This is a genomic window from Desulfitobacterium elongatum (genome assembly GCF_055378975.1).
On the sequence record NZ_AP038772.1, the window covers coordinates 1100643 to 1114428 of the forward strand.

Genomic DNA, 13786 nt, shown 5'->3' on the forward strand with positions numbered 1-13786 from the left:
GATTTAATGGGCCTTTTTGGAGCGATGGATATCAGTGCCTCCGGGTTGACTGCGCAGCGTTTGCGCCTCGACCTGATATCAAATAATATTGCCAATATCAATACGACTCGGACGGCGCAATCGACCCCGGGTGGGAACCCTGTCCCTTATCGTCGTCAAGTTGCCCTCTTTGTCCCCAGACCTGCGGAAACCAGTTTTGCGGAAACACTCAACCAAACCTTACAGGGGAACTCACTTAATCGAAATACGCTTCCTCAAAAACTACCATCGGCGAGCGCTAATGGAAATGGTGTACAGGTCCAAGCGGTTCTGGAAGACCCTGCTGCCTTTCGCATGGAGTATAATCCAGAGTCCCCTGATGCAGCCCAGACGGCAGAAGAGGGGATTCCTGTAGGATACGTCCGTATGCCTAATGTCAATATCGTTACAGAGATGGTGGATATGATATCAGCCTCTCGTGCTTATGAAGCGAATGTAACGGCAATGAATGCCTCGAAATCGATGATGAGTAAAGCACTTGAAATTGGAAGGGGGTAAGCTTTAGATGGCGATCAGTGCTATTCCACCTTTGAACCCCGTGTTTCTTAATAGCCTGAATCCGGTTCAAGGGATAGAACAGAAAGAATCCGTGCCTTCTGCCACTGGAAATGGAGCAGCTAAGGCAAGTTCTGATTTTAGCCAATTCTTAACAGAGGCTCTACAGCAAGTAGACACCCTTCAGAAGAATGCCGATGTAGCAAGCGTGGGCTTAGCCACAGGGCAGATTCAGGATCTACATACGGCGATGGTCGCTTTGGAAAAAGCAAGCCTCTCGTTATCCATGACGGTCGAAGTTCGGAATAAAGTCTTGGATGCATACCATGAGATTACGAGAATGCAGATTTAAATCAGCGAGATAATACTCACTCCTATTTTTCCTTCTATAAAAATAATACGACATTAATCATCAAGATATCGGGGTCTATAGCTTGGTAATTTTAACCGAAAGGAGGAGCCATTCAATTGGAATTTTCGTGGGCAGGAATACAAAAATCTATCCGTGAATTTTGGGGCAAGCTCTCTCGCCCACAAAAGGTCATTACTGTGGCCGCTCCTCTGGCTGTAGCAATTGCCTTATTTTCTTTACTCTATTGGGCAAGCCACCCTCAATATGTAGCGATTTTTACAAAGTTATCAGACACAGAGGCCGGAGCGATCACCACGAAATTAAAAGATCTGAAAGTGGATTATCAACTTGCAGATAACGGTTCTTCCATTTTAGTTCCTCAAAAACAGGCACCTGAGATTCGCTTGGAGCTCGCCAATGCGGGCTTGCCCCAAGGAAGTAAATTCAGTTGGAGCGATAGCTTGAATCAGATGCGGGTGGGAGAGACAGAGGCCGACCGGAGACTGCGTTATATTCTTGGATTGCAAAATGAATTGGAAACAACGCTTAAGAGTCTAACCGGAGTACAGGATGCCAGAGTGCATGTCGTGATGCCGGAGCCGACTCTTTTTGTCGAGAAAGAAAAAGCAACGACAGCAGCAGTTACTTTAAAACTTAATCCAGGCGTAAAAGTTGCAGATGATCAGGTTCGTGCCATAGCTAATCTTTTATCCTCCTCGGTTGAAGGACTGCATCCGGAGAATGTAACGATCGTGGATACGGGTGGAAACGTGCTTTCTGATGTGATTGGGCAAAAAAATGAACCCGAGCGGATGACTGCTACCCAATTTCAGCTAAAACAAATCACGGATGATAACATCCAGAAGTCTGTACAAAGTATGCTGAATCAGGTGCTTGGCTCGGGTAAAACTGTGGTTCGCGCGAATGCCACACTGGACTTCGATAAAGTCACGACGAATTCTGTAATCAATGGACCAGGAGCCGTGGTGAGTGAAGCGAACACTTCAGAGAAAACGACCAATGGAGTTGGGGCAGGAACGGTTCCAGGTGTGACGACAAATGTTCCAGGGTACCAGACCCCAGTCGCCAATGGAACGACTTCCACTTCAGAAAAAACGAGTAGTACTAGAAATTATCAGGTTGATAGCACTCAAGAACAGAGAGTTCGAAACCAAGGAGATATAAAACGCCTCTCTGTATCTGTAATGCTTGATGCAGATTCGGTCAGTGCAGAACAGGTCAATCAGATTAAAACGATTGTCTCGTCTGCGGTCGGAATCGTCGAAGCTCGGGGAGATGAGATCCAAGTCGCCGCCCTTCCCTTTGATAAGACTGGTCGACTGCAGCAAGAGAAGGAATTCGCAGATGCTGCTCGCAAAGAGCAAATGCGCACTTATATTGAACTCGCAGCTGGAGCACTCCTGGGAATCCTTTTTCTGATTTTTATCTTTAGAATGAGATCTAAACGGAAGCAGGAGAATATGCCCTTCGGGCTTGGTCAAGAGCTTAAACCTGTCCCCTTAGCTGCAGCAGAAGAACTTCTGCTAGCCCAGCAGGAAGCGGAGCAGGAAGCTGATTTAAAACTTGCCCAGAAAAAACAAAAATCAGCTGAGGAAATTCAGCGCCAGAAGATCAAGGAAGCCGTCGAGCTCTATGCCCGGAACAATCCGGACGAAGTGGCTCGTCTTGTAAAAACTTGGTTAGCGGAGGAACGTTAAAATGGTCCAAGGCCTATCGGGAATTCAGAAAGCAGCGATTCTCATGATCGCTTTAGGACCAGAAAAATCAGCCAATGTGGTCCAACATTTGGGTGATACAGAAATTGAACAATTGACCCTAGAGATGGCCAATGTCCGTAAGATTTCATCTGAACAGCGTGACGTGGTGGTGGATGAATTCCATCAGATGTGTGTAGCCAATGATTACATTGCTCAGGGTGGGATTGAGTATGCTCGAGATGTTTTGGAACGTGCGTTAGGCGAACAGAGGGCCTTTGAGATCATCACTCGCTTGTCCTCTTCCCTGAAAATGCGTCCCTTTGATTTAGTGCGACGAACTGACCCTAAACAACTCCTCTCTTTTATCCAAGGTGAGCATCCGCAAACCATCGCACTTATCATGACGCATCTTCCCTCGGATAAAGCGGCTACCCTGTTATCTAGTCTGCCTCAGGATCGACAAGCTGACGTGACAAAACGGATTGCCTTAATGGGGAGAACAAGCCCAGATGTTCTGAAGGAAATCGAAAAAATCTTAGAACGTAAGATTTCCAGTCTCGCTCCTACGGATTATACCTCCTCGGGTGGAATACAGAGCGTTGTCGATATCTTAAACCGCAGTGACCCAGGAACGCTAAAAATAGTCATGGATACTCTAGAAGTCGATGATCCGGAACTTGCTGAACAGGTTAAACGTCAAATGTTTGTCTTCGAAGATATCGTCATGCTTGACGACCGAGGAATCCAACTCGTACTGCGTGAAGTGGATGTTAAAGATTTGGCCTTGGCCCTTAAAGGTTCAAATCCGGAAGTTTCTCAGAAGATCATGGCCAATATGTCTGCTCGGGCGTCACAGAACCTTAGGGAAGACATGGAGTTCATGGGCCCAGTTCGTCTTCGCGATGTGGAAGAAGCCCAACAGCGTATTGTTAAAGTAATTCGCCGACTCGAAGAAACTGGCGCGATCGTGATTTCAAGAGGTGGCAGTGATGAAATTATCTACTAGAGCACGGGTCGTAAAAAGCAATACAGTCGAGGTGTGCATTCCTCGACTAGTGGAGTGTCAGGCGGGAGAATTTCGATTCCTTGGGGAGCACCTTTCGGTTGTGCGAGATACTTGCCTGGAGTTCTCCCTACAAGAGAATACTTATTCCTCAGAGCCTGATGACAGTTCCTCAAGTAGGGATCTTGATGAGCCAGGGAAATTGCACATCGTTGCGAAGAATTGGACGACAGAAGAGGAGACGATTCTGAGTCAAGCTAAGGCACAGGCCCAAGAGGTTCTTACTCAGGCTCAAGAGACTCTCGCTCAGGCTGAGGCGACACTTGCTCAAGCGCAAATAGATGCCCAAAAACTTCAGGCCGAGGCACGAGCGGAAGCAGGGGAATACCGGGCAAAACTCTACGAGGAAGTCTCCCAGCAGGCCTATGCCGATGGACATGAACAAGGCTTAGCCCAAGGGCTGCGAGAAGGCTTTGAGCAAGGGGAAAATGAAGCTGAAAAGATTAAGAATGAAGCGAAAGACCTTTTCCAACTTGCGACGCGGGCTGTGCAAGAAGAGCTTGCTAAAGTCGATGAAATTCTTCTCCACCTTGCCTTGAAGGTCTCGGAGAGAATCGTCCGAGCCAATCTCCGACAGCATCCGGAGTATTTACTCCATAGGGTACGTGCCTTAGCCCTACTCCCTGAACAACGGGAAGGGTGGAGGCTTCATGTCGCCTCTAAGGACGCTGAATGGTTGAAGAAACTTCCGCCAGAAGACAGGTTAAGAATTCCTCTTATCGAGGATGAAACCCTGAACCCAGGGGATTGCTTCCTAGAGTGCTCAGAAGGGATCTTTGATGCACGTCTAGAGGCGCAATTAGACAGCTTCGAACAACTCCTGGGAGAGGAGCTAAGGCATGACGGATTGGAACAGGCTGGTCGCTAAGGTAGAGAATATAGAATCCGTTCTATCCCAGGGACGTGTGGCGAAAATAGTCGGACTTATGATTGAATCCGACGGTCCACGGGTCAGCGTCGGAGAATATTGCCACATTCTAACTCGAGAGGGGCAGAAGGTCCCTGCAGAAGTTGTAGGTTTTAGAAATTCAACAACTCTTCTGATGCCTCTTGCTGAACTCGAAGGAATTGCACCCGGTGATCGAGTCATTCCCCAACAGCATAAGCTCAGGGTAGGGGTAGGGAAGGCTCTCTTGGGAAGAATTTTGGACGGATTAGGGCGCCCACTGGATGGCAGACCGCTCAATACCGCAGAGGATTATCCCCTCCAAAGCGCCCCACCGAACGCTTTTTTAAGACCGAGGATTCGCGACCCGCTCAGCGTTGGAGTTCGTACTGTCGATGGACTCCTCACAATTGGTAGGGGACAGCGGATAGGAATTTTCGCTGGCTCGGGTGTGGGTAAGAGTACCCTCCTTGGCATGATGGCCCGAAATACCACGGCCAGTATCAATGTCATCGCCTTGGTCGGAGAGCGGGGTCGCGAGCTAAGGGATTTCATCGATAAGGATCTCGGTCCAGAAGGTCTGGAGCGCTCGGTACTCATCGTTGCAACCTCTGATCAACCCGCATTAGTCCGTCTTAAGGCCGCTTTTACCGCGACCGCGATCGCCGAGTATTTCCGGGATCAAGGTCAGGATGTCCTTCTTATGATGGACTCTGTCACCCGCTTCGCCATGGCCCAGAGGGAAGTTGGCTTAACCGCTGGTGAACCCCCGGCAACTCGAGGTTATCCCCCTTCCGTATTTGCCCTCTTACCGAAGCTCCTGGAGCGATCCGGAATGAGTGAGCAGGGAAGCATCACAGGAATCTACACAGTACTTGTCGATGGGGATGATCATAACGAGCCGATTGCAGATTCAGTCCGTGGGATTCTCGACGGGCATATCGTTCTTACTCGAGACCTGGCCATGCAGAATCACTATCCAGCCATCGATACCCTTCAGTCTGTCAGCCGGGTCATGAATGATATTGTTTCCTCAGAACATAAAGTTCTCGCCGGGAAACTCCGCGAATACTTAGCCGTCTACCAAGATGCGAAGGATCTGATCGACATTGGAGCGTATGTCTCCGGGAGCAATCCTCGAATTGACGCGGCGATTCAGCATATCGACGGAATCAATGGCTTCCTTAGACAAGGAATCGAGGAGAAGGTCTCCTTCGAAGAGATGATTGGGCAGATGCAGGTGGCTATGCAGTAAAGCGAATTTGCTTGGGTCAGCGGCGAGCTGCATTGCTCCGTTCATCAAATAGGTTCAGAGCAGATTCGCTATTCGACTTCGCTACCTCGCTGAACCTCAGGGTAATAACCTGAAGTGAACCATAGCTCGGCTTCACGCTACGTCTCCGGCGCTCATCTTGCTCTTCGGCCTAAAAGATTCTCTCCGCAATGCAGCTCGCCTGCTTGCACGTCGATTAAGTACTACTTTCAAGAGTCGCTTAGACCCGAAAGAGTAGCTTTTCGCGCAGAAGTGAACGACTTTTAACGGAAGAGCGTAAAAGCGAACGAGGCTTCTAAGGACGAAAGCCGTTGTAGGGTTTCGGCCCTAGCTAGCGGCGCCACTGGTTCACATGCAGAAAACAGAAGGGTTTGGCAACGAAAGTGTCCAGTGGACATTTTCGCCCGAGGCGGCATTCCACAAATGATACTCATCCGCTGAAGGTGCTCCACCGGAAGCAAGTGAGGCCTTCGTCCGAATGCTCCGCCGCATTCGAGCCCTGGAGCTACTGAGTACGTGAGTCTCCCGAAACCTGTCGTAAGGTTTCGGCCCTAGCGTGGAGATTCACGCCCGAAGGTCCGCTGCGCGAAAAGCTACACGACCCCAAGCAATCTTCGAATCCTAAGGAGGCGAGCACCATTGCCGAGATTCAAATTCCGCCTTGAAGCCGCCCTAAGACTCGCTGCTCGGAACCTTGAAGAACAACAACGCCTCTTAGCTCTCGAACTCGAAAAGCTCTTTAGCCTCCAAGCCCGCTGTCGAGAACAAGAAAAGACCTGGCAACTCGCACTAGAAGGGCAACAGGAAGCAGGGATGAACTCCCCCCAAGACTTAGGTCGCTGGCAAACCTTCGCACGTAAACAACTTGAGCTATTACGTCTCATCGAGCGAGAGACTTTACAGCAAGCACAAGTCGTAGAGCAGCAACGCCAACGCCTTCTCGAAGCTCATCAGGAAGCGGAGAAATTAAAGAAACTCAAAGAAAAACAGAAAGCCCAATATGACCTCACCGAACAAAGGCGTGAACAAGCGATCCTAGATGAAGCAGGCCAAGTGATTTTTAGACGGAGGAACCTCGAATGATACAGGTTACACGCCTCAATGGAAAACAGTTTGTCGTCAACTCATATCTCATCGAAAGTATGGAAGCAACCCCGGATACGGTCATTACCTTAACGGGTGGAAATAAATATGTGGTCTCCGAGACAACGGAAGAACTTATCCGGCGAATTACAGACTATCAACGACACTGCCATCCGTTATATCGGGAAGAAGGAGAGATACCGAACGAATGAGCCGAAAAGCAATTATTTTTATTATTGTCGCTGTATTTCTTGGTTCTGCACTAGGAGTGGGCGGCACCTTGGGATACCAAAAACTTTTCCTAGATAAAGGGACAACTGTAGCTACCCAAAAAACTGAGGGGCCGATAGTATCCGTCGGTGAGTTTACAGTTAATTTGCAGGGTGGGGCCTTTCTAAAAACTTCGATTGCTGTAGAAGGTGTCGACATCAAGTCGGAAGTGACCTTGAAAGCGAAAGACGCCTTTATGAAGGATCGAATCAACACCGTGCTTTCAAGTAAATCTTTAAACGACATGCAGCCGGCAGTACGAGATAAGTTAAAGAATGAGCTTATCACACAGTTAAACGAGGTTGCAGGAAATAAGATTCAAAATATCCTCTTTCTATCCTTTGTATACCAATAATATTTGTTTTCCACATTTTGTATACCAATAATATTTGTTTTCCACATATAGTGATTTGGTCATAAGTGAATTTACCCATGGTGAGTTAAGACCTTAAACTATTTATTAACTTGAGAGGGGGGATCTTATGGGAGACGTCTTGTCCCAAGCGGAAATTGACGCGTTACTGAGTGCACTTTCTGATGGACAGGTCGATGCGGAAGAGATAAAGACGACCAAGGTACAGAAGAAAATCCGGGTTTATGATTTCAAACGTCCTAATAAATTCTCAAAAGATCAGATTCACTCCCTCGAAAATATCCATGAGAATTATTGTCGGGCACTCACAACCTATTTATCAGGTCATCTGCATTCCGTGATTGAGACCAAGGTTCTTTCCATTGAACAGATTACCTATGATGAGTTCATCCGATCTCTTCCGAGCCCGACGATCTTAGGGATATTCTCTATGAGTCCCTTAGAGGGAACACTTCTCTTAGAGATGAGCCCGTCTCTCGCCTTTACCATAATCGACAGGTTGCTTGGAGGTCAGGGCTATGGGTCTGAGAAGAATAGGGATCTCACAGAGATTGAACGAACCATTGTTGAGCATCGTGTCAATCAGATGATTAATTTGCTGGAAGAATCTTGGGTAGAGGTTATTGAAGCAAAACCAGAACTTATCTCTTTGGAGACAAATCCTCAGTTTACTCAGATTGTTGCACCGAATGATATGATTGTCCTCGTGACTCTCGAGGTGAAGGTTGGGGAAATGGTGGGGATGATTAACATGTGTCTCCCCTATTTGGTCCTAGAGCCGATTTTGGATAAGCTGAATACTTTATTCTTATTTTCAACTCAGGCCAAAGTAACCTCGCCAGAACAGGTTAAGTTGATTCGTAAAAAAATCGAGTGGGCTAAAATAGATATGACCACGTTACTTGGGCAGTCGGAAATTCTGGTGCGCGATCTTATGGAATTAGCCCCAGGAGATGTAATTCCGCTGATACAAAATGTCAAAGAGCCTCTCTCCATTTATGTAGGGAATTACAAGAAATTCCGGGGAATCCCTGGATTACATGGGGAACATCTCGCTGTTCAGCTAACAGAAATTGTTGAGGAAGGAAGGGATCAGGATGGGTAACGGGATGCTTTCCCAAGAAGAAATAGATGCTCTGCTGAGAGGAAGTTTTGATGCGGATCCCCCGGTCGAAGAAGTACCGGCCGAGGCATTCTCGGACATGGAGAAAGACACCATAGGAGAAATCTCAAATATCTCCATGGGGACCGCGGCCACAACCCTTTCACAACTTTTAGGCAAAAAGGTCGAGATTACAACCCCCAAGGTTGATGTTACGAATTCGGATCAGATCCGCAAGGATTATCCGGTTCCCTCGGTCATCGTGGATGTGAAGTACAAAGCTGGAATTGAAGGATCTAATCTTTTAATTCTCTCTCAACGGGATGGCACAGTTATTGTCGATTTGATGATGGGGGGAGACGGACGAAATCCCTCACCAGAACTCTCGGAGCTTCAAATCAGTGGAATATCTGAAGCCATGAATCAAATGATGGGTTCTGCAGCGACCTCCATGTCGACGATGTTTAATTCTATGGTCGATATCACCCCACCCCAGTTGGTCTTAAATGATATGTTGGGGATGGATGATGATGTCATCAAGAATTTTCTCAATATCAAGGAAAATCTGGTTCGGGTATCTTTCAGGATGGTCGTGGAAGACGTTATCGATAGTATCTTAGTCCAGGTCATCCCTGTAAGCGTGGCTAAGGGAATGGTGGAAAAACTACTCGGATCCATGGGTGGAGCGAGTTCTCAACCGACAAATCGGCCGGTTGCTCAGCCAAAATCAGCACCAGCCCCGTCAATAACTCCGCCAGTAGCATCCCAGCCCACGCCATCAGCCTATGTCAATCCGACGCCACCACCTTCCCCGTATTCCGCGCCACAGCCGGAATATCCACCCACTACGCAAGGGTACGGATATGACGGACCAGGATATGGACAAGCTCCTGGAGGATTTCCAGCTGGCCCAGTAGGGTATGCAGCGGTTCCCCCGACCCCGATCCAGCCTGCTCAATTCACCCCTTTAAGACCAGGTGTTCCGGTGGTAGGGCAGGATAACCTAGAATTGATCCTTGATGTACCCTTGCAGGTAACTGTCGAATTGGGAAAAGCCAAGAAAACCATTAAAGAAATACTTGAGTTAGGACCCGGCTCAGTCATAGAGTTGGATCGTTTGGCAGGGGAACCCGTGGACATGATTGTCAACGGTAAGCTTGTGGCCAAGTGTGAAGTGGTCGTGATCAACGAGACGTTTGGCATCCGAATTACGGATATCATTCAACCGAACGAACGGATGACGAAGGCTATCGGAATGTAGGTTATTTAAAATGAAGTTTAATAACTAAAGAAATCGTTTTTGACAATAAGGGAGGAAATCTTGTGGGTGCAAATATAATGATCGTCGATGACGCTGCATTTATGCGGATGATGGTAAAGGATATCTTATCGAAAAACGGGTTTAATGTTGTCGGGGAAGCCGAAAACGGTGCTATTGCCGTAGAGAAGTATATGGAATTAACGCCAGATCTCGTCATCATGGATATCACAATGCCGGAAATGGATGGGCTTCAGGCAGTTCGAGAGATTAAAAAGCGCGACGCTCAAGCTCGCGTCATCATGTGTAGTGCCATGGGTCAACAAGCCATGGTTATCGATGCGATTCAATCCGGTGCCAAGGACTTTATTGTGAAGCCTTTCCAAGCAGACCGAGTTATCGAGGCTGTAACGAAGGCGCTGAAGTAAAATGCCGAATGTCCAAGAGAGCTTCGAAAAGCAGCAGTGGCAACCGAGCAATGTAGTGGATACCGCGTCTTCAGCATCTTTTTCGTGGTGGGGTCTTATGGGGACGATTCTCATATTTATCATCATCTTGTGGGTGGCCCTTTGGGTTATCCGTCGGATGAATCGTTCCACTGCACGTGGCATGAATGCACCCTGGGCGCGGATCTTGGACCGCCAGATGCTCAGTGCACAGCAGTCCCTGTATCTCGTCGAGATCGCAGGAAAACTCCAAGTCCTCGGTGGAACAGATCATCATCTCGTAAAGATTGATGAGATTGATGATCCTGAGCTTGCCGCAGAAATTCTTGATGAGATCACCCATCGTCCAGTCGAGCGGATGGAGGGACTTTTTTCTGGGATAGCCAAGCAGACCTTTGGGGGAAAACGCCGTAAGGCAAAGGATCCCTTTTCGACTGAACTCGAACGTTTACTTAAGGAGGTGGAGTGATGAAATCCATCTCAGGTTTTTTGAAGTCTCTGGGAGGAGCTTCTCTCAAGTCCAAAGTAGGAGTATTCGTGGTATTGGTCGTTGGGGGTATTCTCTTCAATGCTCATCTAGCTTTGGCTGCCGGTCTGACCCTAGACTTTGGGGCGTCAACGGCTGAGCAGGCGAGCACCTCTCTTCAGATCTTGCTTCTAATGACGGTGCTTTCCATAGCACCGGCGATTCTCATCTTAATGACTTCTTTTACTCGAATTGTTATTGTACTTTCCTTCGTGCGAAATGCCTTAGGAACACAGCAGCTCCCGCCAACTCAAGTGATTATTGGGTTAGCGCTGTTCTTAACCTATTTCGTCATGGCACCGACCTGGAATGAGGTTAATTCCACGGCGCTTCAGCCATATATGAAAAGCCAAATTACTCAAGCTGAGGCACTGGAAAAAGCGGAACTTCCCCTGCGCAATTTTATGTTCAAACAAACGCGGGAAAAAGATCTCGAGCTTTTCGTAGGACTGGCTAAGATGGAACGCCCTAACACTTATGGTGATATTCCTACATACGTACTTATTCCTTCTTTTGTAATTAGTGAGTTAAAGACGGCCTTCCAAATGGGCTTTGCCATCTTCATTCCCTTCATGGTCATCGATATGCTTGTTGCTTCGACCTTGATGTCCATGGGTATGATGATGCTTCCGCCGATGATGGTCTCACTTCCGTTTAAACTCCTCTTATTCGTCCTGGTTGACGGATGGCATCTCGTCGTGCAGTCGCTCGTTACGAGCTTTCATTAAAGGGGGTGCCTAGATGAGTCAAAACGATGTACTGTTTCTGGCCAAGGAGGCTCTACTGACTGCACTTATGGTCGGAGGGCCGATACTGGGCGTGTGCCTGCTCGTAGGTTTGCTGGTCAGCATCTTTCAAGCTATGACCCAGATTCAAGAGCAGACCTTAACCTTCATACCAAAAATCCTCGCAATCATTGCCGTGATGCTCCTCTTAGGACCATGGATGCTGAATGTTCTCACAGGATATACAGGAAATCTCTTTAACCAACTTGCCACTTTCGCGAATTACTAGAGCACAGGTACACCCGAAATGCGGTAAATATTATCTTCCCGGAGGCTTAACATGGGTTTAGCACAATTCTTGCAATGGAACCTGACCTTGTTTCTGCTCGTGCTCTCCCGTTGGGCGGGGATGATTATGCTGGCCCCGGTGTTTGGCGCTCGGGGGGTACCGGGTATGGTTAAGCTGGGTTTTGCAGTAAGTATCTCGGTGATTCTTTATCCCTTGATTCAAGGAGGCAATCCTCAGATTCCCTTGGAATTACTTCCTTATATCGGGATACTAGTTAAGGAAGTTCTGATAGGACTCGTCATCGGATTCGTCATCTATGCGCTAACCGCAGTTTTAGAAGGAGCGGGACAACTGATTGACCTGCAGATGGGCTTTACTATGGGGGGAGCCATTGACCCGGTCTACGGCGTGCAAAGCGCAATGACGGGTAATTTTCAAATGATCTTGGCGACCATGCTTCTCCTAGCTACAAATTCTCATCATTATATCATTGCGGCGATGGTTAAGAGCTATGCTTATATTCCAATCAATCCAGGGAGCTTGCCTCAGGGAATCGAATTTTATATTCATCTGGTTCGAGATGTATTTTCCCTTTCGATTCAAATTGCTCTCCCTGTATTTGGAGCCCTTGTGCTTGCGGACATCGGGGTTGGACTCTTATCCCGTACGGTTCCGCAGCTTAATATTTTCTCGATTATTTTCCCTGTGAAAATAATTTTTGGATTCATTCTTCTTTTCCTGGCAGTTCCCTTTTTCGGGGAATCCGTGAGCATGCTGTTTAATAAAAGCATGACCTGGGTGTTACAACTCTATAAGGGGTGGCAGCCATGAGTGAAAAAACCTTTCAGGCGACGCCCAAACGAAGGCAAGATGCCCGTAAAAAAGGACAAGTCTTTAAAAGTACGGAGATTGTATCCGCCCTCATGCTCTTGGGCTTCATAGCAGTCTTGAAATATTGGATTCCCTCGATGCTTGCAAAGATGCAATCCCTTTTCCCCTATGTTTATGGACTTTCTTATGAGTGGACAACCCGCTCAATCTCTAGTCTTATGGTGAGTCTCCTGTGGATTGGAATCCAGATCGTCGGTCCCATCTTCATCGTCGGAGCGGTGATTGCGATTGGAGCAAACTATTTGCAGGTTCGTTCTCTGTTTACGATCGAACCCTTGAAGCCTCAACTGAGCCGAATTAGTCTCATCAGCGGGGCCAAGCGGATGTTTGGAGCGCGGGCTTGGGTAGAATTAGCAAAATCTTTGTTCAAAGTCATTATCATTGGTTATTTCCTCTATGCAACCATCCGAGATAATTTTCAAATCTTCCCTGCTATGGCTAGACTTAGTGTAAGGCAAGGGGCTGCATTTATCGGCGGACTGCTCATCAATCTAGCCTGGAAAATTGCCATTTCCTTCGTCTTTATCGCCCTTTTTGATTATCTCTATCAATGGTGGGATTACGAAAAAAACCTCAAAATGTCCCATGAAGAGATGAAACAAGAATACAAACAAACCGAGGGAAATCCTCAAATCAAAGCAGAGATTAGAAGAAAACAAAGAGCCATGGCCATGCGAAGAATGATGCAGGATCTAAAAACTGCTGATGTCGTCGTAACAAACCCAACTCACTTCGCTGTTGCCCTACGCTATGACCCCAAAGAAAATTCCGCTCCCTACGTCGTAGCCAAAGGAGCCGACGAGGTCGCCCAACGAATCAAACAACTCGCCAAAGAATATGGCATTACGATTATGGAAAACAAGCCGCTGGCACGAGCACTCTTCGCTCAGACAGAAATCGGGCAAGGGGTGCCTGCGGATCTCTATAAAGCCGTGGCGGAGGTTCTCGCCTTCGTCTACCGCTTGAAACGGAAGAAGCCGACGGCTTAGGAAATTAC

17 protein-coding genes are annotated in these 13786 nt (G+C 47.7%); all 17 read left to right on the forward strand.

The genetic code is table 11. The annotated features are described in order from the left end of the window. Positions 1-6: 6 nt before the first annotated feature. A complete protein-coding gene (gene flgC, locus ACZ42W_RS05045; RefSeq protein WP_464168889.1) occupies positions 7-537 on the forward strand; it encodes a flagellar basal body rod protein FlgC in 531 nt (176 codons plus the stop codon). A gap of 7 nt (positions 538-544) precedes the next feature. Continuing rightward, entirely contained in the window at positions 545-886 is a 342-nt protein-coding gene (gene fliE, locus ACZ42W_RS05050; RefSeq protein WP_464168891.1) for a flagellar hook-basal body complex protein FliE, read from the forward strand. Positions 887-1002: 116 nt separating this feature from the next. Continuing rightward, the gene (fliF, locus tag ACZ42W_RS05055; RefSeq protein WP_464168893.1) at positions 1003-2604 is read left to right on the forward strand and encodes a flagellar basal-body MS-ring/collar protein FliF; all 1602 of its coding nucleotides are present in this window, start codon (positions 1003-1005) and stop codon (positions 2602-2604) included. Position 2605: 1 nt separating this feature from the next. Beyond that, complete coding sequence (gene fliG, locus ACZ42W_RS05060) at positions 2606-3610, forward strand: flagellar motor switch protein FliG (protein WP_464168895.1); 1005 nt, start codon at positions 2606-2608, stop codon at positions 3608-3610. Beyond that, positions 3594-4535: a FliH/SctL family protein gene (locus tag ACZ42W_RS05065; RefSeq protein ID WP_464168897.1), complete on the forward strand. Its 942-nt coding sequence runs from the start codon at positions 3594-3596 to the stop codon at positions 4533-4535. The genes fliG and ACZ42W_RS05065 overlap by 17 nt, the downstream gene beginning before the upstream one ends. Then, positions 4507-5808 (forward strand): flagellar protein export ATPase FliI, encoded by a 1302-nt coding sequence (gene fliI / locus ACZ42W_RS05070; protein WP_464168898.1) that lies wholly within the window; start codon positions 4507-4509, stop codon positions 5806-5808. The genes ACZ42W_RS05065 and fliI overlap by 29 nt, the downstream gene beginning before the upstream one ends. A 657-nt stretch (positions 5809-6465) precedes the next feature. Beyond that, positions 6466-6909: a flagellar FliJ family protein gene (locus ACZ42W_RS05075; RefSeq protein WP_464168900.1), complete on the forward strand. Its 444-nt coding sequence runs from the start codon at positions 6466-6468 to the stop codon at positions 6907-6909. Beyond that, entirely contained in the window at positions 6906-7121 is a 216-nt protein-coding gene (locus tag ACZ42W_RS05080; protein ID WP_464168902.1) for a flagellar FlbD family protein, read from the forward strand. The genes ACZ42W_RS05075 and ACZ42W_RS05080 overlap by 4 nt, the downstream gene beginning before the upstream one ends. Next, entirely contained in the window at positions 7118-7534 is a 417-nt protein-coding gene (locus ACZ42W_RS05085) for a flagellar basal body-associated FliL family protein (protein ID WP_464168904.1), read from the forward strand. The genes ACZ42W_RS05080 and ACZ42W_RS05085 overlap by 4 nt, the downstream gene beginning before the upstream one ends. Before the next feature lie 127 nt (positions 7535-7661). Beyond that, positions 7662-8657 (forward strand): flagellar motor switch protein FliM, encoded by a 996-nt coding sequence (gene fliM, locus ACZ42W_RS05090; RefSeq protein WP_464168906.1) that lies wholly within the window; start codon positions 7662-7664, stop codon positions 8655-8657. Next, positions 8650-9915 (forward strand): flagellar motor switch phosphatase FliY, encoded by a 1266-nt coding sequence (gene fliY, locus ACZ42W_RS05095; protein WP_464168907.1) that lies wholly within the window; start codon positions 8650-8652, stop codon positions 9913-9915. Before fliM ends, fliY begins: the two co-directional genes overlap by 8 nt. Positions 9916-9977: 62 nt before the next feature. Next, positions 9978-10340, forward strand: a complete 363-nt coding sequence (locus ACZ42W_RS05100; RefSeq protein ID WP_464168909.1) for a response regulator — start codon at positions 9978-9980, stop codon at positions 10338-10340. Between the two features lies 1 nt (position 10341). Continuing rightward, entirely contained in the window at positions 10342-10827 is a 486-nt protein-coding gene (fliO, locus tag ACZ42W_RS05105; protein WP_464168911.1) for a flagellar biosynthetic protein FliO, read from the forward strand. Beyond that, positions 10827-11612 carry a flagellar type III secretion system pore protein FliP gene (fliP, locus tag ACZ42W_RS05110; RefSeq protein WP_464168913.1) on the forward strand — a complete coding sequence of 262 codons (786 nt, stop codon included), beginning with the start codon at positions 10827-10829 and terminating at the stop codon, positions 11610-11612. The genes fliO and fliP overlap by 1 nt, the downstream gene beginning before the upstream one ends. Before the next feature lie 13 nt (positions 11613-11625). Next, positions 11626-11898, forward strand: a complete 273-nt coding sequence (fliQ, locus tag ACZ42W_RS05115; RefSeq protein ID WP_464168915.1) for a flagellar biosynthesis protein FliQ — start codon at positions 11626-11628, stop codon at positions 11896-11898. A gap of 51 nt (positions 11899-11949) precedes the next feature. Further along, positions 11950-12729 carry a flagellar biosynthetic protein FliR gene (gene fliR, locus ACZ42W_RS05120; protein WP_464168917.1) on the forward strand — a complete coding sequence of 260 codons (780 nt, stop codon included), beginning with the start codon at positions 11950-11952 and terminating at the stop codon, positions 12727-12729. Then, on the forward strand, positions 12726-13778 hold the full coding sequence (gene flhB, locus ACZ42W_RS05125; RefSeq protein ID WP_464168919.1) for a flagellar biosynthesis protein FlhB: 1053 nt from the start codon (positions 12726-12728) through the stop codon (positions 13776-13778). Before fliR ends, flhB begins: the two co-directional genes overlap by 4 nt. Positions 13779-13786 lie beyond the last annotated feature (8 nt).

What these genes read in the sequence shown, in the direction of transcription:
- ACZ42W_RS05080 (WP_464168902.1), top strand. Translation starts at nt 6,906, where the DNA reads ATGATACAGGTTACACGCCTCAATGGAAAACAGTTTGTCGTCAACTCA.
- flgC (WP_464168889.1), top strand. Translation starts at nt 7, where the DNA reads ATGGGCCTTTTTGGAGCGATGGATATCAGTGCCTCCGGGTTGACTGCG.
- ACZ42W_RS05085 (WP_464168904.1), top strand. Translation starts at nt 7,118, where the DNA reads ATGAGCCGAAAAGCAATTATTTTTATTATTGTCGCTGTATTTCTTGGT.
- fliR (WP_464168917.1), top strand. Translation starts at nt 11,950, where the DNA reads ATGGGTTTAGCACAATTCTTGCAATGGAACCTGACCTTGTTTCTGCTC.
- fliE (WP_464168891.1), top strand. Translation starts at nt 545, where the DNA reads ATGGCGATCAGTGCTATTCCACCTTTGAACCCCGTGTTTCTTAATAGC.
- fliG (WP_464168895.1), top strand. Translation starts at nt 2,606, where the DNA reads ATGGTCCAAGGCCTATCGGGAATTCAGAAAGCAGCGATTCTCATGATC.
- fliI (WP_464168898.1), top strand. Translation starts at nt 4,507, where the DNA reads ATGACGGATTGGAACAGGCTGGTCGCTAAGGTAGAGAATATAGAATCC.
- flhB (WP_464168919.1), top strand. Translation starts at nt 12,726, where the DNA reads ATGAGTGAAAAAACCTTTCAGGCGACGCCCAAACGAAGGCAAGATGCC.
- ACZ42W_RS05065 (WP_464168897.1), top strand. Translation starts at nt 3,594, where the DNA reads ATGAAATTATCTACTAGAGCACGGGTCGTAAAAAGCAATACAGTCGAG.
- fliP (WP_464168913.1), top strand. Translation starts at nt 10,827, where the DNA reads ATGAAATCCATCTCAGGTTTTTTGAAGTCTCTGGGAGGAGCTTCTCTC.
- fliM (WP_464168906.1), top strand. Translation starts at nt 7,662, where the DNA reads ATGGGAGACGTCTTGTCCCAAGCGGAAATTGACGCGTTACTGAGTGCA.
- fliO (WP_464168911.1), top strand. Translation starts at nt 10,342, where the DNA reads ATGCCGAATGTCCAAGAGAGCTTCGAAAAGCAGCAGTGGCAACCGAGC.
- fliY (WP_464168907.1), top strand. Translation starts at nt 8,650, where the DNA reads ATGGGTAACGGGATGCTTTCCCAAGAAGAAATAGATGCTCTGCTGAGA.
- fliQ (WP_464168915.1), top strand. Translation starts at nt 11,626, where the DNA reads ATGAGTCAAAACGATGTACTGTTTCTGGCCAAGGAGGCTCTACTGACT.